At 73.5% G+C, this 22650-nt stretch carries 17 protein-coding genes; 7 read left to right on the top strand and 10 right to left on the bottom strand.

Features of this window, described 5'->3' with window-relative positions; genetic code table 11:
• Positions 1–298 precede the first annotated feature (298 nt).
• The 4 genes from CP967_RS21045 to CP967_RS21030 form a co-directional block, all read right to left on the bottom strand.
• Positions 299–1435: an SIS domain-containing protein gene (locus CP967_RS21045; RefSeq protein WP_150489457.1), complete on the bottom strand. Its 1137-nt coding sequence runs from the start codon at positions 1433–1435 to the stop codon at positions 299–301.
• Positions 1436–1492: 57 nt separating this feature from the next.
• Entirely contained in the window at positions 1493–1675 is a 183-nt protein-coding gene (locus CP967_RS21040) for a Trm112 family protein (protein ID WP_150489456.1), read from the bottom strand.
• Between the two features lie 183 nt (positions 1676–1858).
• Positions 1859–3241 carry a phosphomannomutase/phosphoglucomutase gene (locus CP967_RS21035; RefSeq protein WP_150489455.1) on the bottom strand — a complete coding sequence of 461 codons (1383 nt, stop codon included), beginning with the start codon at positions 3239–3241 and terminating at the stop codon, positions 1859–1861.
• A 269-nt stretch (positions 3242–3510) separates the two neighbouring features.
• Positions 3511–3885, bottom strand: a complete 375-nt coding sequence (locus CP967_RS21030) for a DUF3499 domain-containing protein (RefSeq protein WP_190175399.1) — start codon at positions 3883–3885, stop codon at positions 3511–3513.
• 471 nt (positions 3886–4356) lie between these two features.
• On the opposite strand from CP967_RS21030, the gene CP967_RS21025 reads away from it, so the two are divergent.
• Positions 4357–4785 carry a metallopeptidase family protein gene (locus CP967_RS21025; protein ID WP_150489454.1) on the top strand — a complete coding sequence of 143 codons (429 nt, stop codon included), beginning with the start codon at positions 4357–4359 and terminating at the stop codon, positions 4783–4785.
• 30 nt (positions 4786–4815) lie between these two features.
• Here CP967_RS21025 and CP967_RS21020 read toward each other — a convergent pair whose 3' ends face one another.
• From CP967_RS21020 to CP967_RS21010, 3 genes are all read right to left on the bottom strand, one after another.
• A complete protein-coding gene (locus CP967_RS21020; protein WP_150491972.1) occupies positions 4816–6330 on the bottom strand; it encodes a DUF5719 family protein in 1515 nt (504 codons plus the stop codon).
• Positions 6331–6467: 137 nt separating this feature from the next.
• Positions 6468–10355 (bottom strand): glycosyltransferase family 2 protein, encoded by a 3888-nt coding sequence (locus CP967_RS21015; RefSeq protein ID WP_150489453.1) that lies wholly within the window; start codon positions 10353–10355, stop codon positions 6468–6470.
• Positions 10356–10615: 260 nt separating this feature from the next.
• Positions 10616–10879: a WhiB family transcriptional regulator gene (locus tag CP967_RS21010; RefSeq protein ID WP_017945871.1), complete on the bottom strand. Its 264-nt coding sequence runs from the start codon at positions 10877–10879 to the stop codon at positions 10616–10618.
• 669 nt (positions 10880–11548) lie between these two features.
• Between CP967_RS21010 and CP967_RS21000 the strand changes: the two genes are divergently transcribed.
• The 3 genes from CP967_RS21000 to CP967_RS20990 are packed head-to-tail and all read left to right on the top strand — an operon-like array spanning position 11549 to position 14358.
• On the top strand, positions 11549–12049 hold the full coding sequence (locus CP967_RS21000) for a cysteine dioxygenase (protein ID WP_150489452.1): 501 nt from the start codon (positions 11549–11551) through the stop codon (positions 12047–12049).
• 30 nt (positions 12050–12079) lie between these two features.
• On the top strand, positions 12080–13036 hold the full coding sequence (gene cofD / locus CP967_RS20995; RefSeq protein WP_150489451.1) for a 2-phospho-L-lactate transferase: 957 nt from the start codon (positions 12080–12082) through the stop codon (positions 13034–13036).
• A complete protein-coding gene (locus CP967_RS20990) occupies positions 13033–14358 on the top strand; it encodes a coenzyme F420-0:L-glutamate ligase (RefSeq protein ID WP_150489450.1) in 1326 nt (441 codons plus the stop codon). The genes cofD and CP967_RS20990 overlap by 4 nt, the downstream gene beginning before the upstream one ends.
• 23 nt (positions 14359–14381) lie before the next feature.
• Here CP967_RS20990 and CP967_RS20985 read toward each other — a convergent pair whose 3' ends face one another.
• The 3 genes from CP967_RS20985 to CP967_RS20975 form a co-directional block, all read right to left on the bottom strand.
• On the bottom strand, positions 14382–15386 hold the full coding sequence (locus CP967_RS20985) for a DNA-3-methyladenine glycosylase family protein (protein WP_150489449.1): 1005 nt from the start codon (positions 15384–15386) through the stop codon (positions 14382–14384).
• Positions 15387–15474: 88 nt separating this feature from the next.
• The gene (gene manB, locus CP967_RS20980; RefSeq protein ID WP_150489448.1) at positions 15475–16566 is read right to left on the bottom strand and encodes a mannose-1-phosphate guanylyltransferase; all 1092 of its coding nucleotides are present in this window, start codon (positions 16564–16566) and stop codon (positions 15475–15477) included.
• Between the two features lie 76 nt (positions 16567–16642).
• Positions 16643–18109: an N-acetylmuramoyl-L-alanine amidase gene (locus CP967_RS20975; protein ID WP_150489447.1), complete on the bottom strand. Its 1467-nt coding sequence runs from the start codon at positions 18107–18109 to the stop codon at positions 16643–16645.
• 139 nt (positions 18110–18248) lie between these two features.
• On the opposite strand from CP967_RS20975, the gene CP967_RS20970 reads away from it, so the two are divergent.
• The 3 genes from CP967_RS20970 to CP967_RS20960 all read left to right on the top strand — a co-directional run bounded on the left by CP967_RS20970 (position 18249) and on the right by CP967_RS20960 (position 22606).
• Positions 18249–19001, top strand: a complete 753-nt coding sequence (locus tag CP967_RS20970) for a TIGR03089 family protein (RefSeq protein ID WP_150489446.1) — start codon at positions 18249–18251, stop codon at positions 18999–19001.
• 176 nt (positions 19002–19177) lie between these two features.
• Positions 19178–20668 (top strand): LCP family protein, encoded by a 1491-nt coding sequence (locus CP967_RS20965; RefSeq protein WP_150489445.1) that lies wholly within the window; start codon positions 19178–19180, stop codon positions 20666–20668.
• Between the two features lie 222 nt (positions 20669–20890).
• Entirely contained in the window at positions 20891–22606 is a 1716-nt protein-coding gene (locus tag CP967_RS20960; RefSeq protein WP_150489444.1) for an LCP family protein, read from the top strand.
• Positions 22607–22650: the final 44 nt, after the last annotated feature.

Below are 22650 nucleotides of genomic sequence, written 5' to 3'. Positions count from 1 at the left end.
ACACGGCGGCGGAAGGTGTGTCCGGCCATCGGAACGAAGAGCGTGTCCGCCAGAACCGAACAGCGGGCCGCCGGAAGGAGAACACCGGGTCGCCGCGGCCGGAACGGCGAAGGACGCGGACCGCCAAACCAGGAGGATCCGCAGGCCGCCGGAGCAGGAGGATCCACGAGCCGCCGGACCGGAAGAACCCGCCGGACCGGAAGAACCCGTAGGGCCGGAAGAGCCCGCAAGGACCGGAAGGACCAGCAGGGCCGCCAGTTCAGGCGGCCCCCGGGACCTCCTCGCGTCCGTCCGCCGGTCAGGCCCGGTTGTCCGAGGCCAGGGAGAGGTAGACGGCGGCGAAGTCGGTGACCGCGAGAAGTTCGGCGAGGGATTCCAGCACGCTGCCCTCCTCCGGTTCGAGCTCGCTGATGGCCGTGTCGTGGCTGAGGGCGAGCTCCCGGGCGGCCGGTGCCGCCGTGAGACCGCCGGCCGGCCGGTCGCGGAGCAGCACCACCCGGGCCCGCATGGCCTCCGGTTCGTCCACCCGGTCGCGGAAGAAGTCGTCGGGGTCGCCGCCCGCCGCGAACGCCCCGGCGAGCAGGCCGCCGTGGGCGGGCAGCGCCTGCGGGAGCTCCGCCACGAGGGCCGGGCGCCCGGCCAGCTCGGCCAGGACGGCGGCGAAGCGGCGCCCGACGGGGCCGGCGGCGTCACCCTCCGTCCAGACAAGGGGAAGGCTGTCGGCGAGTTCCGCCGCGAGCGTCTTCGCCGGGTTGTTGTACGTGGCGGTGGCCGGCCCGCAGCGTTCGGCGGTGCGGTCCAGGCGGTCGGCGGCCTTCTGCAGCACATCGGCGGGTGCGTCGATCAGCCCCACCCGGTCCAGCAGGGCGAGCAGCGGGGTCAGCAGCGCCCAGAGCGTGCCGGGCCCGGCGGCCGAGGTCTCGGCGTCGTACTCGCCGTGCGGGGCGGCGGCCATCGGCACGACGAGCCCGTGCACGCCGTCGACGGTCTCCCGCAGCGGGGACCGCACGGGCGCGACGGCGACGACCGTGCAGCCACGGCGGTAGGCCTGCTCGGCGAGCAGGGCGAGGCCGGGCTCCGATCCGTCGGCCGTCGCGATGAGCAGCAGGTCCACGGAGCCCGCCCAGCCGGGCAGGGTCCAGCGCAGCGCGCCGGCGGCGGCGGCCACGCCGGTGGGGCGGATCGGTACGACGGGCGCCGAAGCTCCGGCGAGCGCCCCGACCAGGTCGGCGACGCCCCGCGCGGCGGTGCCCGGCCCCGCGACGAGGACGGCGCGGGGCCGTCCTTCGGGAGCCAGGGTGCCGATGCCCGCCTCGGCGGCGTGCCGGGCGGCGGTACGGACGCGTGCCCCGGCCTCGGCGGCTCCGCGGAGCAGACCGCGCCGGTCGGCTCGGGCCAGGTCTTCCGGGGCGTCGAGCAGCGACTCGTCGAGCATGGCGGTGGGCCTCCGATCGCCAGGCGGATCAGGATGCGGGGTACGCGGGGTGCGGGGTCACGCGGGGCGGCGGGCCTCGTCGACGAGAAGGACCGGGATGCCGTCGCGCACCGGGTAGGCGAGCGCGCAGTCCGCGCCGGTGCAGACCAGCTCGGGGCTTTCGTCGGCGGTCCGGTCGTCGAGCTCGGCGTGGCAGGCCGGGCAGGCGAGGATGTCCAGAAGACCGGCTTCGAGCGGCATGGGGTGGGTCCCTTCGAACATGCGGTACGGATCAGGTGCGGGCCGTGGGGGCCGTACGGGCCGTACGGTCCGCGGCCCCCGGGGCGTCGTCAGCCTACCGCCGGGCCGACACCGACGCGGCCCGGCAGGCCCGCCCGTTCCGGGCATCCGCCGCCGGCCCCGGGGACCGTCCGGGGCGAAGGGCTACGGACGCGTCGCCGTCCGCTCCCGTACGAGGGCCAGTACCTCGTCGCGTACCGCGGTCATCATGGCCGTGTCCCGGGCCTCGACGTTCAGGCGGAGCAGTGGCTCCGTGTTCGAGGGACGGAGGTTGAACCACCAGTCGGTGCCGGTCACGGTGAGCCCGTCGAGGTCGTCGAGGGTGACCCCGTCGCGGTCGCCGTATGCCGCCCGTACCGCTGCCAGCCGGTCCGCCTGGTCGGCGACGGTGGAGTTGATCTCTCCGGATTCCGCGTAACGGTCGTAGCGGTCCACGAGTCCGGAGAGCGGTCCCTCCTGGCCCCCGAGGGCGGCGAGGACGTGGAGGGCGGCGAGCATGCCGGTGTCGGCGTTCCAGAAGTCGCGGAAGTAGTAGTGCGCGGAGTGCTCGCCGCCGAAGATCGCGCCGCGCTCGGCCATCTCCGCCTTGATGAAGGAGTGGCCGACGCGGGTACGCACGGGGGTCCCGCCGTTCTCGCGGATGACTTCCGGGACCGACCGCGAGGTGATCAGGTTGTGGATGACGGTGCCCGTGCCGCCGTTGCGCGCGAGCTCCCGGGCGGCGACGAGCGCGGTGATCGCGGAGGGCGACACCCCCTCGCCCCGTTCGTCGATGACGAAGCAGCGGTCCGCGTCGCCGTCGAAGGCGAGGCCGAGGTCGGCGCCCTCGGCGACGACGCGCGCCTGGAGGTCGACCAGGTTCTTCGGGTCGAGGGGGTTGGCCTCGTGGTTGGGGAAGGTGCCGTCGAGTTCGAAGTACATCGGTACGAGGTCGAGCGGCAGCCCCCGGAAGACGGTCGGGACGGTGTGGCCGCCCATGCCGTTGCCCGCGTCCACGACGACCTTCAGCGGACGGATCCGGCTCACGTCGACCAGGCCCCGCAGACAGTCGGCGTAGCCGGTGAGGGTGTCGCGTTCGGTGACCGTCCCCTCCGTCGCGGCCGGGGCGGGGGCGCCGTGCTCCGACCACTTCTCGACCAGGGTGCGGATCTCCGTCAGGCCGGTGTCCTGGCCCACGGGCGCGGCACCGGCGCGGCACAGCTTGATGCCGTTGTACCGCGCCGGGTTGTGGGAGGCCGTGAACATCGCGCCGGGCAGGTTCAGCGCCCCGGACGCGTAGTACAGCTGGTCCGTCGAGCAGAGCCCGATCAGGGTCACGTCGGCGCCGCGCGAGGCCGCGCCCCGGGCGAAGGCCGCGGCCAGGCCGGGTGAGGAGGGGCGCATGTCGTGGCCGATCACGATCGCTTCCGCGTCGGTGACCTGGACGAAGGCGGCGCCGAAGAGTTCGGCGAGCGGCTCGTCCCACTGGTCGGGCACGACACCGCGTACGTCGTACGCCTTCACGAGCTGCGACAGATCGGCAACCACGGACGGTCCTCCTGGGGTCTTTACGGACCGCCCAAACTACCGGGCGGTCCGCCGGGCCCGGCCAGGGGAGCGTCCGGGCCAGGGCTCAGGGCCCGGCAGTACGCGGGGACCGGCCGGGGGCAGGCCCGACGGGACGCAGGGCCCTGTGGGGTGCAAGGCCCGACGGGACGCAGGGCCCTGTGGGATGTAAGGCCCGACGGGGGCAGGGCCCGGCAGGGGCCGGGGCCCGGTGAGTCCAGGGGTCCCGAGGGCCCCGGGATTCCGTCGGCTCAGGAGTCCGGTGAGCGCAGGACCCGGAGATGGCCCCGGCGGGCGACCTCCACCGGGTCCGCCGTGCGGGGCCCGCGCCCGCCGTCGGCCGGGCGGGGCTGCGGCCGGGCCGCCTCGCGGACGGCGTTGGCCAGGGCTTCCAGGTCGTCACCGCTGGGACGCGTGGGAGCGGAGGGGTCGGAGAGCCGGACGACCTCCCAGCCACGTGGTGCTGTGAGACGTTCGCCGTGCTCCGCGCAGAGGTCGTAGCAGTGGGGCTCGGCGTAGGTGGCGAGCGGGCCGAGGACCGCGGTCGAGTCGGCATAGACGTACGTCAGTGTCGCGACGGCGGGACGGCCGCACGCGGTTCGCGAACAGCGACGTACAGGGCTCACGATGTTGGACGGTACCGCACTCTTGAGCGGGTTGCGACGACTCTCCCCTGGGTGACGCCTCGTGTCGCCCCGCGGCCATGGCTCCCGGCCGTCCGGACACGCCTCCCTGACCTGCGCCGCAGCGGCTCGGAGCGGTGCGGGGAGGCCCGGGTCCCGGTCGTCGGCGGGAACATAAGCAGTCACTGTTCGCAGAGGTCACGATCGCAGTACAGGCTGGATTCGGACGAACCATGGCTGAAATGCTCAGGTATGGACATCCGGTCGGGCCGAAGGGATCCGGGCCGGGCCGGGCCGTTCGAAAGCCCGGTGACCGGGGGCCGGGCCCGGGGCGCGGACCGGCACCTCGGCGCCGGGATCTCCCCCCGCGGGACGGGGGCACGGCCTCCCCGGGCGCCCGCGTGTGCGCACATCGGGCGACCTGCGCGGAAGCCGAGATCGGCGGGGCTCCGGGGGAGTTACGCTGCGTCGGTGATGGACAGTCCCGTACCGCCCCTCCCGCCCGAGCCACGGCCCCGGCACCGCGACCGTCACGGCCGCGGTATGCGGGGACCGGTCGCCCCGCCCCAGGTACCGCTGTCGGTCAGCAGGGCGGACAGCTTCCGCGATCTCGTCCAGGACTCCGTGGAGCGCCTGGAACGGCGCTGGCCCCAGCTCGCGGACGTCGACTTCGTGGTCCTGGACGTGCCCGGGGCGACGGAGGACTCCGTCCCCCTCGGCAGCGCGGTGTCCGCGCTCAAGGGACAGCCCGCCCAGGTCGTCGTCTACCGGCGCCCCGTCGAGATCCGGACGAAGAGCCGGGACGAGCGGGCCCTGCTGGTGCACGAGGTCGTGGTGGAGCAGGTCGCCGAACTCCTCGGACTGGCCCCGGAGTCGGTCGACCCGCGCTACGGCCAGGACTGACCGGGCCCTTCGGCCCGGCCCCCGCCCCGTTCAGTCGTCCAGTACCGAGAGGTCCTGGACGGCCGTGGGCACCTCGACCGTGCCACGGTCGTCGGGCAGCGTCTGGACGGTGAACATCTTGATGCCGCCCTCGGTCACCGTGAGCGTGCGGGCCGCGTGGACCGGGCCGCCCGACTCCGTCTCCACCGTCAGCGCGTAGGCACCCTTGAGCCCGGCGGGCGCCTCCGGGACGACTTCGAGGGTCGTCCCGCCCTTCACCGTGTACGTCTTGACGGTCTGTTCACCGCCCTTGCTGCCCGCGGAGGCGGTCACCTTCACCTTGGCGCTCGCACCGGGCGCCGTGAGGGACAGCACCGAGCTCTTCGCCCGGTTGTCGGCGACGCTCGCCCGGGCCCCGACCGGCTCCGTCGCCGGGATGTACGCGATCTCCTGCTTGTCCCCGGTGCCACGCACCACCCGCAGCGCCGCGACGACGGGCGTCCCGCCCTTCGGCTGGGTGAGCAGGAGCGAACCGGGCTCGCCCCGGGTGACGTCCTTCAGGTCCACGCTCGCGGTCATCTGCGACTTGATGTGCAGGCTGTCGTGGCCGGCCGGGGTGAACGTCGTGTTCTTCCCCATCAGCCGCACGTCCACATCGGCGTCGTCCTCGCCCGGGGCGAAGGCCACCAGGCGTACGGAGGTGGCGTCGGCCGGGATGCCGGGCAGGACCAGGGACCGCGCCGGTTCGGTGGAGGCCGCCAGCCAGTCGCTGCCCGCCCGCTCCTCGGCCACCTTGACCGCCGCGCCGACCCGGCCCGACCGGGTCGTGACGTGGAGGGTGACGTCGTCGGCCACCTCGGCGGTCAGCGTCGAGACCAGCACCGGGACGCTGGAGCGGGCCGGGACCGTGATGCCGTCGCCCACGTCGGAGGCGAGGGCGCCCTCGGGACCGTACAGCTCGATGTCCGCGACCGCGGCCTCGTCGTCGGGGTTGGTGAGGTGGACGTAGTCCTGCCGCCCCTCGGCCGTACTCGCGCCGGGGAACCAGAAGTCGGTGTCCGGAGCGGTGCAGCCGACACCGAGCAGGCCACGCGCACCGCCCGCGGCACTGACCGTGGTCTGCTGGGCGGTCCAGCCGGGGGCCAGGCGGCCGGTGGCCGTGCCGATCAGCGCGGGGGCGTCCGAGTCCGAGGTCTCGGCGACGGCCGGCTTCCCCGCTTCCTCCACCGCGACGGCCGGCTTCCCGGCCGCCTCCTTCTTCTTCCCGTCCTTCTTCTTCCCGTCCTTCTCGTCCGTCTCCTCGTCCGCCGCGGCGGGCACGGACGGCACCAGTTCGGCGGCACCGGCCTCGTCGCCCGCTCCCCCGGTCCCGCCGGCCGGGGTGAAGGAGACGTACGCCGTCTCCGCCAGGTCCGAGCCGCCGGGAGAGGGGCAGAGCAGGCTGGAGCGTTCGACGGGCAGCCGGACCGCGGCCTTCGCCTCCGCGGGACCGTCGTCCCCGGGCGCGTTGAGCGCGGCGAAACCGGTCACCGCGGCGAGGGCGACGGCCCCCGCCGCCAGGGACAGGGCCGTGGACCGTGCGGACCCTCCCGGCTTGCCCGGCTTGCCCGCCTTATCCGCCTTGGCTGCCTTGGCTGCCTTGCTCGGCTTGTCCGGTCCGGCGGACCCGGTGGGCTTCAGGGACTTCAGTGACTTCAGGGACTTCACTCGGACTCGCCTCGCGATGCGTTGCCGGTCGGCCACGGGCCCTGGCCCTGGCCGCCCGGGGCCTGGTTCTCGTCGTACCCGTCCTGCCCGCCGTACGGGGAGGAGGTCTCGTCCGTCCCCGCGCCGTAGGGCTGCTGGGCGTACCCGTACGGGTCGTAGGCGCCCTGCTGGTACGGGTCCTGGTACTGGTACGGGCCGGCCTGGTAGGAGGCGCCCGCGTCCTGCCCCTGCTGGTACTGCCCGTAGCCGGCGTCCTGGTACTGCTGTGTGTCCCACTCCCCGTAGCCCTGCTGCGGCACCGCCGCATAGGCGCCGCCGTCCTGCGCGGGGGCGTACGGGTCGGCGTCCTGCCGGGTCCCCGCGTACGGGTCGCCGTCCTGCTGTGCCGGGATGTGGACCGGCGCGTCCGGAACGGCGGGGTCCTGGGCGCCGGGGGCGTCCGGGACCGGCTCGCCGCCCTGGTAGCCGTAGGGGACATCGCCCTGGCCGTACGGGGCTTCCCAGCCCTGGCCGTACGGGGGCTGAGGGGAGCCGTACGGAGCTTCCTGCCCCGGCCCGCCGGCCGAGGCCGCCGACCGCTCCGCCCCCGGCCGCTCCGCATCCGCCCGCTCCGCCTCCGCCTGAGCCGCGGCACGGAGCCTGCGCGCCCTGCGGCCGTCACCCTCGACGGCCTCGGCCGGGTCGGCCGCGGTCTCCTCGGGGAGGTCGTCGTCGATCTCCCGGCGGCGGCCCGGCAGCGCCATGACCACCAGGACCACCCCGAGCGCCACCTGCGTCCAGATCCACACCGTGTGCGTGAACGGGGCCTCGTAGGTGAGGTCGAGCCTGCCGCCCTCGGCGGGGAGCGTGAAGCCCTGCGCCCAGCCGTCCACGGTCTTCGGCGTGAGCGCCCGGCCGTTCAGGGTCGCCTGCCAGCCGGGGTCCGCCTGGTCGGCGATCCGCAGCACCCGTCCCGAGTCTCCCTCGGGGATCTCGGTGTGCGCCTCGACGGGCTGCGCACCGACCGGAACGGGCTCGGCGCCCTCGCCGGACGGGACGATCGTGACACGGGCGACCTGGCGGTCCACCCACCACAGGGCGCTGCCGTCCAGCTGGCTGAGCCGGCTCAGGCCCGGGGTCGAGTCCAGCACCCGGCTCATCTCGCGCGGCGCGCCGTCCCGGACGAGGACGTAACGGATCGCGAAACCGCTCAGCTGGCTGCCCTGGTCGGCGCCCGAACCGGCCACCAGGTTGGCGACGACCTTGTCGAGGCGGGGGTTGCCGCCGCCGGTCTCGGTGAGTTCGGCATCGCCGAGACGGACGCCCGAGCCGCGGACGAGGCTGTAGGAGACGGTGCCCGGGGACGTCCCGCCGAGCACCAGGGTGCGCGGCTGGTCCCGGGTGTTGCTCTCCTCGGCGACGAACGCCGGCACCTGGACCGGGTCGCGGCGCTCCAGCGGACCGGCCGCGCCCCCGATCATCCAGCCCGCGGCGGCCAGCACGGGCGCGAGCCCGGCGGCCAGGGCGATCAGCGCGGCGACGGGCTGCCGCCAGCCGAAGCTCATCGCGGCGACCCGGATACGGGCCCCGTCGGCGCCGAGCAGGGCCGCGGCGATCAGCGCGAGACCGTAGACGAGGGTCGGGGCGCCCGCCCAGGCCGAACCGTTGGCCAGGCCCGCGAAGGCCAGGCCGGCGAGCGCGACGGCCCAGGCGGTACGGATCGCGAACTGCCGCTCCCCGCGCAGCAGCGCCGCCAGCGCGGCCAGCACGATACCCAGCAGCAGGACGCCCCCCGCGGCCTTCGGGCCGCCGGGGCTGATGCCCAGCAGGTCGAGGGCGGAGGCGGTGCCCGCACCGGTGTCGGCCCCGGCCTCCCGCAGGAAGCCGGAGGGGCTGGTCAGCAGGGAGAGCGACCACGGTGCGAGGACCAGCAGCGGGGTGCCGAGCGCGGCCAGCAGCCGCAGTCCGTACGCCGTGAGGTCCCCGCGCCGCAGCACCAGCACCGCGATGCCGAGCACCAGCGCGAGCGGCCACACGACCGGGGTGAACGCCATCGTGAAGGTGAGCAGCAGGGTGTACGCCCAGGTGGCGCGCCAGCTGCCGCGGACGGTCCCGTCGCCGCGCAGCCCGTACGCGGCGACGGCCGCGCGGGCGATCAGCGGCAGCAGCACCAGCAGCACGGCCGTACCGATGCGTCCGGTGGCCAGTGCCCCGGTCGCGGCGGGCAGGAAGGCGTACGCCACGGAGGCCCAGGCGCGCAGCAGCCGGGACTCCAGCAGCGGCCGGGAGGCGAAGTAGGCGGTGAGCCCGGCCAGCGGGACCGAGCAGACGAGCAGCAGGGTGAGCACGAAGCCGGTGGAGCCGAGGAACAGTGCCGACAGGGCGGCGATCACCCCGAGGTAGGGGGGTGCGGTCTGGGTGCCGCCGGTGCCGACGGGGTGCCAGCCGGCCGCGTACCGGTCCCAGAGGTCCCCGACGTCGGCGGGGGCGGGCAGCAGCGCGCCGCCCGCGAGCGCGCCGCTGCCGAGGAGGCTCCGGCACGCGACCAGGGAGACCAGGAGCAGCACCGCGAAGAGGACGGGGCCGGGTTTGCGGCCGATGCGCTTGAGACGGGCGAACTGCTCGATCTCCAGGAAGTCGGCGTCGTCGCCGCCGGGCCCGGACTCGACGGCGCCGTGGCGCGATCCGCCCGAGTCGGAGTCGGTGCGGTCACCGAAGTTCCCCGCGATCTGCTCGACGGTCGCGCGGACCGTCGCGCCGGCCGGCGGGAAGAGCGACCGCAGTTCGGCGGCGTCCACGGCACCCTTGCCCCGTGCCTTGCGGCCGGCGAGGATCCGGCCGGGCCGCAGCAGGGTGCCCAGCAGGCCGGTCACCTCGTCGACGGCCTGGCCGGGCGCCTTGCCGACGAGGTAGGCGAGGGTGCGCAGCAGGGTGCCGACGACGAGCCGGATCAGCACCCAGGGCAGTTGCTTGCCCCGGGCGTTGACGAGCATGGTGTACGCCGCGCCCGCCTTGTCGACGCGGTGCGGGCTGGCGACGGACCGCCCGGCGCAGTCGATGGGGCGGCGTTCACGGGCGGCGGCCTCGGCGTGCCGCAGCACCGCGTCGGGGGCCACGAGCACCCGGTGGCCCGCCATGTGGGCGCGCCAGCAGAGGTCGACGTCGTCGCGCATGAGCGGCAGCCGGCGGTCGAAGCCCCCGAGCTCCTCCCAGACGTCGCGGCGGACGAGCATGCCCGCGGAGGAGACGGAGAGCACGGTGCGGACCTGGTCGTGCTGCCCCTGGTCCTGTTCGCGACGGTCCAGGCCGGTCCAGCGGCGTCCGCTGTTCGCGATGGAGACACCGGCCTCCAGCAGCTGCTTGCGGTCGTACCAGCCGCGCAGCTTCGGTCCGATGATCGCGGCGTGTCTGTCGTTGTCGGCGACCCGCAGCAGTCCGGCGAGCGCGTCCGGCGCGGGCGCGCTGTCGTCGTGCAGCAGCCAGAGCCACTGGACGGGTTCGCCGTGCGGGAGTTCGGGCAGGTCGTAGGCGTCGTCCCGCCAGGTGCGGGTGACCGGGTCCCAGCCGCTCGGGCGCTTGAGGTAGGGCAGGTCGTCGGGGGTCAGGACACCGGCCGTCCGGACCGCCTCGTCGACGGCGGTGCCGAAGTTCGTACGGCGGGCCAGGTGCAGCACCCGGTCGGCGCCGAGCGCCTCGGTGACCAGGCGGGCCGAGTCGTCGCCGCTGCCCGTGTCGGCCGCGACGGCGTTCTGGACGGGGCGCTCCTGCCCGAGCAGTCCGGCGAGTACATCGGGGAGCCAGCGTGCGCCGTCGTGGGAGACGAGCACGGCGGTGACGACGTGCCGGGGGAACTCTGGGGCGGCGGCCGCGTTCGGCTCCGCCGAATGGCTGCTGTGCACGGACATCGGGGTACGGGCCCTCCGGCCGGGTCCGGAGGGGTATGTCCCCCCGGGGGCTGCATCGGTGTACACGCGCGCCCCGGCGGGGCGTTGGCGCGTCTCGGACGGGGCCCCACACTAACGGTACGGATGTCGGCCCCGTGCCGACCGGTTGGCCGACGGGAGGTCCCGGCCGGGCGGACGTGCCGGCGGCCCGTGGCCGGGGCCCCCGGGTGCGGGGGCCGGTCACGGGCCGCCGGCGGCCCGGGGTGCCCGGTTGCGCAGCCTCAGACGGCGGCCTTCTTCAGGCGGCGCCGCTCACGCTCGGACAGTCCGCCCCAGATGCCGAACCGTTCGTCGTTGGCGAGGGCGTACTCGAGGCACTCGGAGCGGACCTCGCAGGCGAGACAGACCTTCTTGGCCTCGCGGGTGGAGCCGCCCTTCTCGGGAAAGAAGGACTCGGGGTCGGTCTGGGCGCACAGTGCGCGCTCCTGCCAGCCGAGTTCCTCGTCCGCGTCCTCGACCAGCAGTTGCTGGAACAGCTCGGTCATGTGCGCCCCTCGTCTGTCTCTTGCGTCCCCGTGATGCGGCCGTTATCGACGCGGCCGAACAACACGAGTGAAATTACAAGTGTGTATCTCTGGGCCAGTCAAGCGAAGATCTGCTATTGGCCCCGGTATTCACTCTGCGGAACCAAACGTATACAGAAAGTGTTCAAATCACCAAAAACCTGACATATGCCATCGCCACCGTCAGGCGGCGTTTCCCACTCCTCGAGACGATCAGAGTGCCCCCGATGTTTCGATTCGATCACCGAAGCGATCAGGATCACAGTCAGGTCACGGGTCGTCAGTCACGTCCGGGTACACGGTCGATGCGCCACCTTGCCCCTGTCGAGGGTGCCAAAACCTTTCTTCAGGCAGTGCTACCGGATGGGGTGAAACATTGGGGCCAAACCGGGCATTGAGTTGACAGTGGACGGAGCGAACCGGTCTCCTTGTCCGCATGTCAGCGACCACGGCCACGTGCACGACCCGCATCCGCGGGTTCCGTACGGCTGCCTGGGCCCGCTGTCGCTGTTCCAGCTGTCACAGCTGTTGAAGCCCTCCGCGCTCCAGCTCTGATCCAGCCTGCTCCTCCCGCTCCACCTCTCCACCGCATTCCGGTCTCCGCGATGCCTACCGGCACGCGCATCCCCATGCCGAGGAACCACCGCACCCATGAACAGCGACAGCGACCTCTCGATCGCCGGCGACATCCTCCAGGTCCAGCACCTCCTCCGCCCCGCCCGCCCGCACCCGGCCACCGTGGCCGAGTTCGCCGGCCTGGCCCGGTCCATCGCGGCCGACCGCGCCCGCTGGGCCCCCCTCGTCCGGTACGACACCACCAGCCGCTGGTACCACCGGCTGCAGAAGGGGCCGGGCTACGAGGTCTGGCTGCTCAGCTGGGTCCCCGGCCAGGGGTCCGGTCTCCATGACCACGGCCCGTCCTCCGGTGTACTGACCGTCCTGGACGGCGAGTTGACGGAGCGCACCGGGCGCGGCAGCCACACCCTGGGTCCCGGCACGCAGCGTGTCTTCGCCCCCGGATACGCCCACGAGGTCGTCAACGGCTCCCTCGACGGGGCGGTCAGCCTGCACGTCTACCACCCGGGTCTCACCGACATGCCCATGCACACCGCCCGGTGCTCCCCGTCCGTCCGGGGCACCGTCTCCGCCTGAGCACCCCGCGGCAGCTGACAGACTGGCGGCATGCGCATTGTGGTTCTGGCCGGCGGTATCGGTGGTGCTCGTTTCCTGCGTGGCCTCAAGCAGGCCGCCCCGGACGCGGACATCACGGTGATCGGCAACACCGGTGACGACATCCATCTGTTCGGGCTGAAGGTCTGCCCCGACCTGGACACCGTGATGTACACCCTCGGCGGTGGCATCGACGAGGAGCAGGGCTGGGGACGCCGGGACGAGAGCTTCCACGTCAAGGAGGAGCTCGCCGCCTACGGGGTCGGGCCCGAGTGGTTCGGCCTGGGCGACCGTGACTTCGCCACGCACATCGTCCGTACCCAGATGCTCGCCGCGGGCTATCCGCTGAGCGCCGTGACCGAGGCGCTCTGCGCCCGGTGGAAGCCGGGGGTCCGGCTGATCCCGATGTCCGACGACCGTGTGGAGACCCATGTGGCGGTCGAGACCGACGGGGAGAGCAAGGCGGTGCACTTCCAGGAGTACTGGGTGAAACTGCGGGCCTCCGTCCCCGCCCGGGCGATCGTCCCGGTCGGCGCCGAGCAGGCCGAGCCCGCCCCGGGCGTGCTGGAGGCCATCGCCTCGGCCGACGTCATCCTCTTCCCGCCGTCCAACCCGGTCGTCTCCGTCGGCACCATCCTCGCGGTGCCCGGGATCAGGGAGGCCGTCGCGGAGGCCGGGGTGCCGGTGGTCGGGCTCTCCCCCATCGTCGGGGACGCCCCGGTGCGCGGCATGGCCGACAAGGTGCTGGCAGCGGTGGGCGTGGAGTCGACCGCTTCGGCGGTGGCACGCCACTACGGTTCGGGCCTGCTCGACGGGTGGCTCGTCGACACGGTGGACGCCGCGTCGGTGGACGAGGTGGAGGCGGCCGGTATCCGCTGCCGCGCCGTGCCGCTGATGATGACGGACGTGGACGCCACCGCCGCCATGGCGCGCGCGGCGCTCGCGCTCGCCGAGGAGGTACGGGTATGAGCGGGCAGGACGCCGGAGCGCCGGCGTACCGCGTATGGGCGCTGCCGGGGATCGGCGAGGTGCGGGCCGGGGACGACCTGGCGAAGCTGATCGCCGCCGCCGAACCGGGGCTGGTGGACGGCGACGTCCTGCTGGTCACCTCGAAGATCGTCTCCAAGGCCGAGGGCCGGATCATGGAGGCCGCCGACCGTGAGGCCGCGATCGACGCGGAGACGGTCCGGGTGGTCGCCCGGCGCGGGACGCTGCGGATCGTGGAGAACCGGCAGGGCCTCGTCATGGCCGCGGCCGGTGTGGACGCCTCCAACACCCCCGCGGGCACGGTGCTCCTGCTCCCGCAGGACCCGGACGCCTCCGCCCGCGCGATCCGGGACGGACTGCGCGACACCCTGGGCGTCGAGGTCGGCGTCGTCGTCACGGACACCTTCGGACGTCCCTGGCGCAGTGGACTGACCGACGTCGCCATCGGCGCCGCGGGCGTCCGGGTGCTGGACGACCTGCGGGGCGGCACGGACGCGTACGGCAATCCGCTGAGCGCCACCGTGGTCGCCACGGCCGACGAACTCGCCGCGGCCGGCGACCTGGTGAAGGGCAAGGCGTCCGGTCTGCCGGTCGCCGTGGTACGCGGGCTGGCCCATGTGGTGGTACCGGCCGGGGACGGGGAGCCGGACGGGGCCCGTGCGATGGTGCGGGGCGCGGCGGACGACATGTTCCGGCTGGGCACCTCCGAGGCGGTCCGGGAGGCGCTGAACCTGCGGCGCACGGTGCGGGAGTTCACGGACGACCCGGTGGACCCCGGGGCGGTACGGCGGGCCGTGGCCGCCGCGGTGACGGCTCCGGCACCGCACCACACCACGCCGTGGCGGTTCGTGCTGCTGGAGTCGGCGGAGTCCCGTACCCGGCTGCTGGACGCGATGCGGGACGCGTGGATCGCCGACCTGCGCCGCGACGGCCGCGACGAGGAGTCGATCGCCAGGCGGGTGCGGCGGGGCGACGTGCTGCGCGAGGCGCCGTACCTGGTGGTGCCCTGCCTGGTGACGGAGGGCTCCCACCACTACGGCGACGAGCGCCGGGACACCGCAGAGCGCGAGATGTTCGTGGTCGCCGCCGGCGCCGGGGTGCAGAACTTCCTGGTGGCGCTCGCGGGTGAGCGGCTGGGCTCGGCGTGGGTGTCGTCCACGATGTTCTGCCGTGACGTGGTGCGCGAGGTGCTGGGCCTGCCGGCCGGCTGGGACCCGCTGGGCGCGGTGGCCGTGGGGCGGGCCGCGGGCGAGCCGAAGGAGCGCGCGCCGCGGGACCCGGAGGACTTCCTCACCGTGCGGTGACACGGGGCGCGCCGCCCCGGCCGTCACAGCGGGGCGATGTCGCGCGGGCTCGCCCGCGGGGCCCGGCGGGGCGGCGTACGGCCGGAGAGCAGGATCAGGCGGGCCGCCCGGTGGCGCTGGCCCTCGTACGGGGCCAGCAGGGCCAGCATCTCCTCGTCACCGGCGTTCCTGTCGCCCGCCAGCGCGTAGCCGACGATGCCCGGAAGGTGCAGATCGCCGACGGTGACGGCGTCGGCCGCGCCGTTCGAGCGCTGCAGGGTCTCCGCGGCGGTCCAGGGTCCGATGCCCGGGATCAGCTGGAGGCGGGCCGTCGCCTCGGGCAGGTCCATGGCGGCCGCCTCCTCCAGGCGCCGGGCCACCCGGACGGCGCGCAGGATCGTGGCGGAGCGTTTGGCGTCCACCCCGGCCCGGTGCCACTCCCAGGAGGGGATGAGCGCCCAGGTCCGGGCGTCCGGCATGACGTACAGGCCGTGGCCGCCGGGGAGCCCGTCCGCCGGGCCGGGGGCCGGGGTGCCGTGGGTGCGCACCAGCAGGCGCCAGGCGCGGTACGCCTCGTCGGTGGTGACCTTCTGTTCGAGTACCGACGGGATCAGCGACTCCAGGACGAGCCCGGTACGCAGCAGCCGCAGACCCGGTCTGCGGTGGTGGGTCAGGGCGACGAGCCGGTGGCGGGGGCGGAAGGCGCCGGTGTCGTCGCCGGCGCCCAGCAGTGCGGGCAGGGTGTCCAGCAGCCATCCGGCCCCCGGCCCCCAGGCCGCCGCGTCGATCCGTCCGTCCGGGGCCGCCGAGACCCGCAGGGTGCCGGGCCCGTCCGGGGTGCGGCTGGCCCGCCAGAACGTCCCGTCGGGCAGGGCCCGGTAGGTGGGGTCGGCCGGGCCGCGTCGCAGCGGGCCGAGGACCAGGCGCAGGTCGAGCGGCCCGGGGGGCGTCCAGATCCGGGCCCTGGACGGGGCGGGCGCGCGGCCCTGCCCGGGCACCGGCTGCCGCCGGGGCACGGCGGGGGTGCGGGGTGTGAAGCGTCCTGCCACGGCTGAAGGTCCTCGGTCGTCGGGGTGCCTTCGAGGGTACGGCGGGCGGGGCCGCTTCCCGGACCGGGCGTCCGCCGCCCGGTGCCCGTCACTGGTCGGACGAGAAGCGAACCGCGCCGTCGGGCAGGACGGCACCGCACCAGACGCGGATCCCGTCCCGCAGTTCGTTGTCGGCGCCGACCCGCGCCCCGTCCCCGATGACCGCGCCGGCCAGGACCGTACGGCTGCCGATCCGGGCACCGGCACCGATCAGGGAGTCGGTGACGACCGCGCCCGGTTCCACGACCGCGTCCTGGAGCACCGTGGAGCCGGAGATCCGGGCCCCCGCGCCGATCAGCGCCCGTTCCCCGACGACCGTGCCGCCGGTGAGCTTGGCGTCGGCCGCCACGTCGGCCGTGGGCAGCACCAGCCGGTCGCCGCAGCGCCCCGGGACCGCGGGCGACGGGGCGCGGCCCAGGACCAGGTCGGCCGAGCCGCGGACGAAGGCCTGCGGGGTGCCGAGGTCCAGCCAGTAGGTGGAGTCGACCATGCCCTGGAGGTGGGCGCCGTCGGCGAGCAGGCCGGGGAAGGTCTCGCGCTCCACGGAGACCGGCCTGCCCGCCGGGATCGTGTCGATGACCGACCGCCGGAAGATGTACGCCCCCGCGTTGATCTGGTCGGTGACTATCTCCTGGGGCGTCTGGGGCTTCTCCAGGAAGGCCGTCACCCTGCCCGTCCCGTCCGTCGGTACGAGACCGAAGGCGCGCGGGTCCTCGACCCGGGTCAGGTGCAGGGAGACGTCCGCCCCGGAGGTGGCGTGCGACGCGGCCAGGGCCCGGATGTCGAGGCCGGTGAGGATGTCCCCGTTGAAGACGAGGACGGGTTCGTCCGGGCCCGAGGCCAGTCGTGACGCCACGTTGCGGATGGCTCCGCCGGTACCGAGCGGCTCGCGCTCGGTGACGTACTCGAGGGAGAGGCCGAGTGACGAGCCGTCCCCGAAGTGCGGTTCGAAGACCTCCGCCAGGTAGGACGTGGCGAGCACGACGTGCTCGACCCCGGCGGCCCGGGCACGTGCCAGCTGGTGCGTCAGGAAGGGGACACCCGCCGCCGGGACCATCGGCTTGGGGGTGTGCACCGTCAGCGGACGCAGCCGGGTGCCTTTGCCCCCGACCAGGAGGATCGCTTCTCTTGCCTCTGTCACAGCGCCGTCTGCTTCCTGCTGGGGCCGGGCCTCGTTTCGGCTGGCCAGTGTATGCAGACCGTTCGGGACGTCCCGGTCAGCGGCCCTGCAGCCGGGCCGCTGTGGTCCGGACCGTGCCGAGCTTCTTGTAGAGACGCTCTCCGGGGCATTCGGTTGCGAACCCGTCGCGGTGGCCGGAGATCACGTGAAGGTTGGCCTTGGCGCCCTTCGCGTATTTGCCGCTGCCGCCCGAGACGAGGGTGACCTTGCCCTTCGGGTTGCGCCCGAACAGGCCCAGCTTCCACGCGGTGAGCTTGGCGACGGCCTCGACGGCGGCGGCGGGCGGGTTCTTCGAGGTGAAGGTGCCGAGGACCGCGATGCCCATGGTGTTGGAGTTGAAGCCGAGCGTGTGGGCGCCCAGGACGGCCTTGGTCACGCCTCCCGCCCTTCCCTCGTAGATCTTCCCGCATTTGTCGATGGCGAAGTTGTACCCGAAGTCGCGCCAGCCGCTGCTCTTGACGTGGTAGCGGTAGATGCTGCGCAGCACCGAGGGCGCCTCGGCGCAGGTGTAGTCGTTGCCGGTGGCGCTGTGGTGGACGAAGGCGGCCTTGACCGTCGAGGTGTAGGCGAAGGTGCGTTCCCGCAGGCTCTCGTCGGCTCCCCAGCCCTTGCGGGTGACGATGCCCGGCCGGGGGCCGATGTACGCCTCGGCGCCCGCCGCGACGACCGCCTGCTCCTCCGTCTCGGCCTTGGACAGCGGTGCGATCTCGGCGGAGCCGTACGGGGCGAGGTCGGCGTTCACCGCCCAGCTCTCCACCGCCCCCACGGTGAGGGCGGCGCTCTCGGGCGGCGGGCCCGGCTGGGCCCCGGTGGAGGCGGGCGTGGCGGTGGTGGCGGGCGCGTCGGTGTCCGGAGTGACGGGTGCCTCGGTGTCCGGGGTGGCGGGTACGTCGGTGTCCGGGGGCTGCTGCGGGTCGTCACCGGGGTCGACGAGTTCGAGGCGCAGGCCCTCGGGGAGCGGCGCGGCCTGCCCGGTCCGGTCCTCCGGGTCACCGGAACGCACGCGTACCTCGACGCCGTCCGAATCCCCCACCCAGAGCGGGGCGGTGGAACCGCGGACCTTGCCGGAAGCCCGCTCGGCGCTGCCGGCGTCGGCGCCGTGGTCGGTGTTGTGCGTCTCGATGTCCTGCCAGCCGGACCACGTACCGGTGCCGGTGGCCCGGGTACGCACCTGGACGGTGCCGTGCAGTTCGGCGTCGGGATCGTCCCAGATGACGCCGACGAGGGAGAAGCGGTGTGCGTCGCGGCGCGGCAGCCCCTGCTCGAAGGAGGGTGAGCGCGTGGAGCCGGCGCCGGGGGACCGGGTGCCCTCTTCGGCGGCCAGCGGCTGCAGCTTCAGGGACTGGGTGGAACCCAGGGGCTCGGCTGCGGGGGCCGCGGGTGCCTGGGCGGCCGCGGCGGGGACGGGAGCGGGGACGGGGGCGGCGGATCCGGGCACGGCGAGCGGAAAAGTGAGTGCCGCAGCGCAGGTGACGCCGATCGAGGTGACAAGAAGTGCACGCATACAGAAGATCCTTGGCAGAACCACTCAAAACCTGCTACTGGAGGGCATTCCACCCGACTTGACGCCCCGTCTGCCGAACCGGTGGACGCTCCCCTGTCGGCATCCGGGACGGCGTGGGCGGCCGCGTACGCTTGCGCGGATGAACGCCACTGACCGCACCCCCGCCGACCTGCTGCGATCCGCGCTCGCCGCGGACCCGGGCCGCCCGCTCGTCACGTTCTACGACGACGCAACCGGAGAACGCGTCGAACTGTCGGTGGCCACCTTCGCCAATTGGGTGGCCAAGACCGCCAATCTGCTCCAGGGAGACCTCGCCGCGGAGCCGGGTGACCGGCTCGCCCTGCTGCTCCCCGCCCACTGGCAGTCCGCCGTCTGGCTGCTCGCCTGCTCCTCGGTGGGCGTCGTCGCCGATGTGCAGGGCGACCCGGCGGGGGCCGATCTGGTCGTCAGCGGACCGGACACACTGGACCGCGCCCGGTCCTGCCGCGGCGAACGGGTGGCGCTGGCCCTGCGCCCGCTGGGCGGCCGCTTCCCCCGTCCGCCCGAGGGTTTCGCCGACTACGCGGTGGAGGTGCCGGGCCAGGGCGACCGCTTCGCCCCCTTCGCACCGGTGGACCCCGACGGCCCGGCGCTGGCCGTGGGCGGGGTCACGCTGACCGCTTCCCAGCTGGTCGCCCGCGCCCGCGAGGACGCGGCGGAACTCGGACTCCTGCCGGGCTCCCGGCTCCTGACGGGGCGTACGTACGACGACTGGGCCGGACTCTCGGCCGGGCTGTTCGCCCCGCTGGCCGCCGGCGCGTCGGTGGTGCTCTGCCGCCACCTGGGACAACTGGACGAGGACGGCCTGGCCGCGCGGATCGAGAGCGAACGGGTGACCGGGCGAGCGGTATGACAAACGCCGGGCGGAACCACCCGTCCGGACGAGGACGGGCCGAGCCCCCGGCGCCGGGCTCCGGCGGCGGTACATGATCGGCGGTACGGACCACCCGGTACCCGAGCACAACCAAGCGTGAGGTTCAGCCGTCTACTCCTGCGACCGGCGGCCCATCGCGCCGCCGAACGTGAAGGATGGACGCAGACGTGAGCAGCACCGCGGGCCCCCCGGCCGACCCGGACCAGCCGGAAGAACCAGCCGGGAACGGGCCCGCGGACGGCTCGCGGGACGGGTCCGCGGACAGCACACGGGACGGGCCCGCGGAGGGCGGACGGCCGGACGGGAGTGCGGCCACCGGGCAGGAGGGGGCGCCCCCCGCGCCGGACGGCACGGAAGCCGGCCCGGAACCCGACGGCCCGGACGGCCGTGTGGAGAGCGGTGCGGCCGACGGCCCGGACGACGGCGCGGCCAGCGCTTCCGGCGGCTCGGACGATGCCGGTTTCGCCACCTGGGAGGCGCGGCCCGAGGGCGGCCCCCGCAAGCGGCGCTGGCTCCGCCGGACGGCCCTGGGCGCCTCGTTCGTGGTCCTCGTGGCCGCCGGGGCGGGCTGGTGGGTGTACCGGAAGCTGGACGGCAACATCACCACGGACACGAGTGCCGCCGCCGAGCTCAGGGCGTACGAGCGGGAGCGGCCGACCCCGGTCGCCCACGGGGACGCGCAGAACATCCTGCTCATCGGTTCCGACTCACGGTCCGGGGAGAACAGCGAGTACGGCCGGGACGACGGCGGGAGCCAGCGTTCGGACACCACGATCCTGCTGCACCTCGCGGCCGACCGCGGGAGCGCCACCGCGGTGTCGCTCCCGCGCGACCTGATGTCCGGGATCCCCCGTTGCCACGACGCCGACGGCAAGGCCACCGAGGAGCGGTTCGCCCAGTTCAACTGGGCTTTCGAGGTCGGTGGGACCGCGTGCACGGTCCGGACCGTCGAGAAGATGACGGGGGTGCGCGTCGACCACCACATGGTGATCGACTTCAACGGTTTCAAGGACATGGTCGACGCCGTGGACGGCGTGGAGGTCTGCCTGAAGGAACCGGTGGACGACAAGGACGCGCGCCTCTCCCTTCCCGCGGGGCGCCAGAAGCTCGACGGCGAGGAGGCCCTGGGATATGTGCGGGCCCGGAAGTCGATCGGTGACGGCAGCGACACGGAGCGTATGGACCGCCAGCAGAAATTCCTGGGGGCCCTCGTCAACAAGATGCAGAGCAACGGCGTACTGCTCAATCCGGCCCGGCTGTACCCGGTGCTGGACGCGGCGACGAAATCACTCACCACGGACCCGGGGCTGGACTCCCTGCGCGATCTGTACGACCTGGTGCGCAGCATGCGGAACGTGCCGACCGAACAGGTCCAGTTCCTGACGGTGCCCCGCCGGCCCTACCGGGCGAACCCGAACCGCGACGAACTCGTCCAGCCCGACGCCGACCAGCTGTTCGAGAAGCTGCGGAAGGACGAATCCGTCACCGTGCTCCCCTCCGACGAAATCAACGGCGAGGATTCACAGGAAGTCGACAGCTCCGCCGGCGACCGGACCGGTGAAAAGCCCGGCGATACGGCCGGGAGCCCCACCCCCGCCCCCACTTATTCGGGATCGAGCGCCGCCGACGACCCCTGTGACCCGTAAAGCAATGGCCGATCCGGAGCGCCAAACAGAACAGAATAGGCGAAATGCCCGAATGTAAAAGGCGTGGAATATCTCACGCGCGCCCCATCCGGCCGAATCCGCCGGATAGTGTGTCGCGATCCGGCGCATACGGCGACCAGGCCGTGCGGCGCCGGGACGAAAGTCCGAGCGCCCCGCAGGGGGAGGCACCTCGCGTGGCACCGACGGAGGACCCAGGCAACCGTGGATGCGCATAACCGCGGGCGGGATGAGGAAATAGACCCCGCCGACCAGTGGGTGCTCAACCCACGGACCGGTGATTACGAATTGCGACTGGACAACTCCGGAAGAGAGTCGTCCGAGGTCTCCGGCTCCGCACATCCCCCCCATTCCGGCAGACCGAATGAAACGGGCGAAGGCGCCTCTCCGGAGCCCGCCGGGCGGCGTCGCCGTCCGGCCCGGGAGACGGATCCGGAGGCGGGGCCCACCGTGGTCGGCCGTCGCAAGGCCGGCCCGAAGGCGTCACGGCGGAAGAAGGTGCTGCTGTGGTCCGGCGGGGCCATGGCCTTCGTGGTCCTCGCCGGGGCGGCCGGCGCGTACGCGCTGTACGAGAAGTTCAACGGCAACCTGTCGACCGTCGACGTCGGTGACGCGGGCAGCAAGAACGTCGCCCCCGACGGGCCGCTGAACATCCTGGTCATCGGCACCGACAAGCGCACCGGCGCCGGCAACGAGGGCTACGGCGACAAGGGCAGCCTCGGCCACGCCGACACCAACATCCTCTTCCACGTCTCCGCCGACCGCACCAACGCCACGGCGATGAGCATCCCCCGGGACCTGGTGACGGACATCCCGGACTGCACCACCAAGCAGCCGGACGGCTCCGAGAAGGTCATACCCGGCACCCCGAAGGTCCGGTTCAACCAGAGCCTGGGCCAGGAGGGCCGCGACCCCGGCTGCACCATGCGGACGGTGAAGGAGATAACGGGCATATCCGTCGACCACTTCATGATGGTCGACTTCAACGCCGTCAAGACGCTCTCCACGGCCGTCGGCGGCGTCAAGGTCTGCCTCGCCAAGCCGGTGGACGACCCCGACTCGCATCTGAAGCTGCCGGCGGGCGAGTCCACGGTCGAGGGGGAGGACGCGCTGGCCTTCGTCCGTACCCGGCACAGCTTCGGCAACCACGGCGATCTGGACCGGATCAAGGCCCAGCAGCAGTTCATCGGCTCGATGATCCGTCAGATGAAGTCCGACGACACCCTGACGAACCCGGGCAAGCTGTACAGCCTCGCGGACGCGGCGACCAAGGCGCTCACGGTCGACTCGGGCATCGGGTCGATCAAGAAGCTGACCTCGCTCGCCCAGGAACTCGGGAAGATCGACACGAAGAACATCACCTTCGTCACGATGCCGGTGATCGACAACCCCGACGAGCCGAAGCCCGTCACCGTGGTCGTCCACCCGGTCAAGGGCGAGCAGCTCTTCTCGATGATGCGCTCGGACACCTCGCTGACCGAGGTGGAGCAGCAGAAGAAGGCCGCCGCGAGCAAGCAGGCGGCGGTCCTGAAGGGGACCAGGGCCGAACCCGCCGACGTGCGGGTCGATGTGTACAACGGCGGCAACCTCCCCGGCGCCGCCCAGGCGACGGTGACCTGGCTGCAGAACGAGCAGGGCGTGCCCAGGTCCTCGAACAAGGCCAACGCCCCGGCGAAGGCCGCGAGGACGACCCTGGAGTACGCACCGAACCAGGCCGACCAGGCCCGTGCCCTCGCGGACATGATGGGCCTGCCCGCCACAGCGCTGAAGCAGGGAACCACCGACGCCGAGGGCCTTCAGGCGATGGTGCTGACCCTGGGCGCCGACTTCCGGGGAGCGGGCGTCCCGGTGACAGGTCCGGCAAAGGCGCCGGAGGACATCCAGAAGGCCGGCGCCGACAAGGCGCAGTGTGCGCAGTGACGACGGGTCACCGCGCTACAGCGAAACTCTGAGCAGCAGGGGGG

This window comes from Streptomyces nitrosporeus (assembly GCF_008704555.1).
GTDB classification, from domain to species: domain Bacteria; phylum Actinomycetota; class Actinomycetes; order Streptomycetales; family Streptomycetaceae; genus Streptomyces; species Streptomyces nitrosporeus.
Note: the sequence above shows the minus strand (reverse complement) of the source record. Positions and strands in the feature narration are given on the sequence as shown.

What these genes read in the sequence shown, in the direction of transcription:
- CP967_RS21000 (WP_150489452.1), top strand. Translation starts at nt 11,549, where the DNA reads ATGAACAGCGACAGCGACCTCTCGATCGCCGGCGACATCCTCCAGGTC.
- CP967_RS20965 (WP_150489445.1), top strand. Translation starts at nt 19,178, where the DNA reads ATGGACGCAGACGTGAGCAGCACCGCGGGCCCCCCGGCCGACCCGGAC.
- CP967_RS20975 (WP_150489447.1), bottom strand. Translation starts at nt 18,109, where the DNA reads ATGCGTGCACTTCTTGTCACCTCGATCGGCGTCACCTGCGCTGCGGCA.
- CP967_RS21025 (WP_150489454.1), top strand. Translation starts at nt 4,357, where the DNA reads ATGGACAGTCCCGTACCGCCCCTCCCGCCCGAGCCACGGCCCCGGCAC.
- CP967_RS21010 (WP_017945871.1), bottom strand. Translation starts at nt 10,879, where the DNA reads ATGACCGAGCTGTTCCAGCAACTGCTGGTCGAGGACGCGGACGAGGAA.
- CP967_RS21045 (WP_150489457.1), bottom strand. Translation starts at nt 1,435, where the DNA reads ATGCTCGACGAGTCGCTGCTCGACGCCCCGGAAGACCTGGCCCGAGCC.
- cofD (WP_150489451.1), top strand. Translation starts at nt 12,080, where the DNA reads ATGCGCATTGTGGTTCTGGCCGGCGGTATCGGTGGTGCTCGTTTCCTG.
- CP967_RS20970 (WP_150489446.1), top strand. Translation starts at nt 18,249, where the DNA reads ATGAACGCCACTGACCGCACCCCCGCCGACCTGCTGCGATCCGCGCTC.
- CP967_RS21040 (WP_150489456.1), bottom strand. Translation starts at nt 1,675, where the DNA reads ATGCCGCTCGAAGCCGGTCTTCTGGACATCCTCGCCTGCCCGGCCTGC.
- CP967_RS21015 (WP_150489453.1), bottom strand. Translation starts at nt 10,355, where the DNA reads ATGTCCGTGCACAGCAGCCATTCGGCGGAGCCGAACGCGGCCGCCGCC.
- CP967_RS20990 (WP_150489450.1), top strand. Translation starts at nt 13,033, where the DNA reads ATGAGCGGGCAGGACGCCGGAGCGCCGGCGTACCGCGTATGGGCGCTG.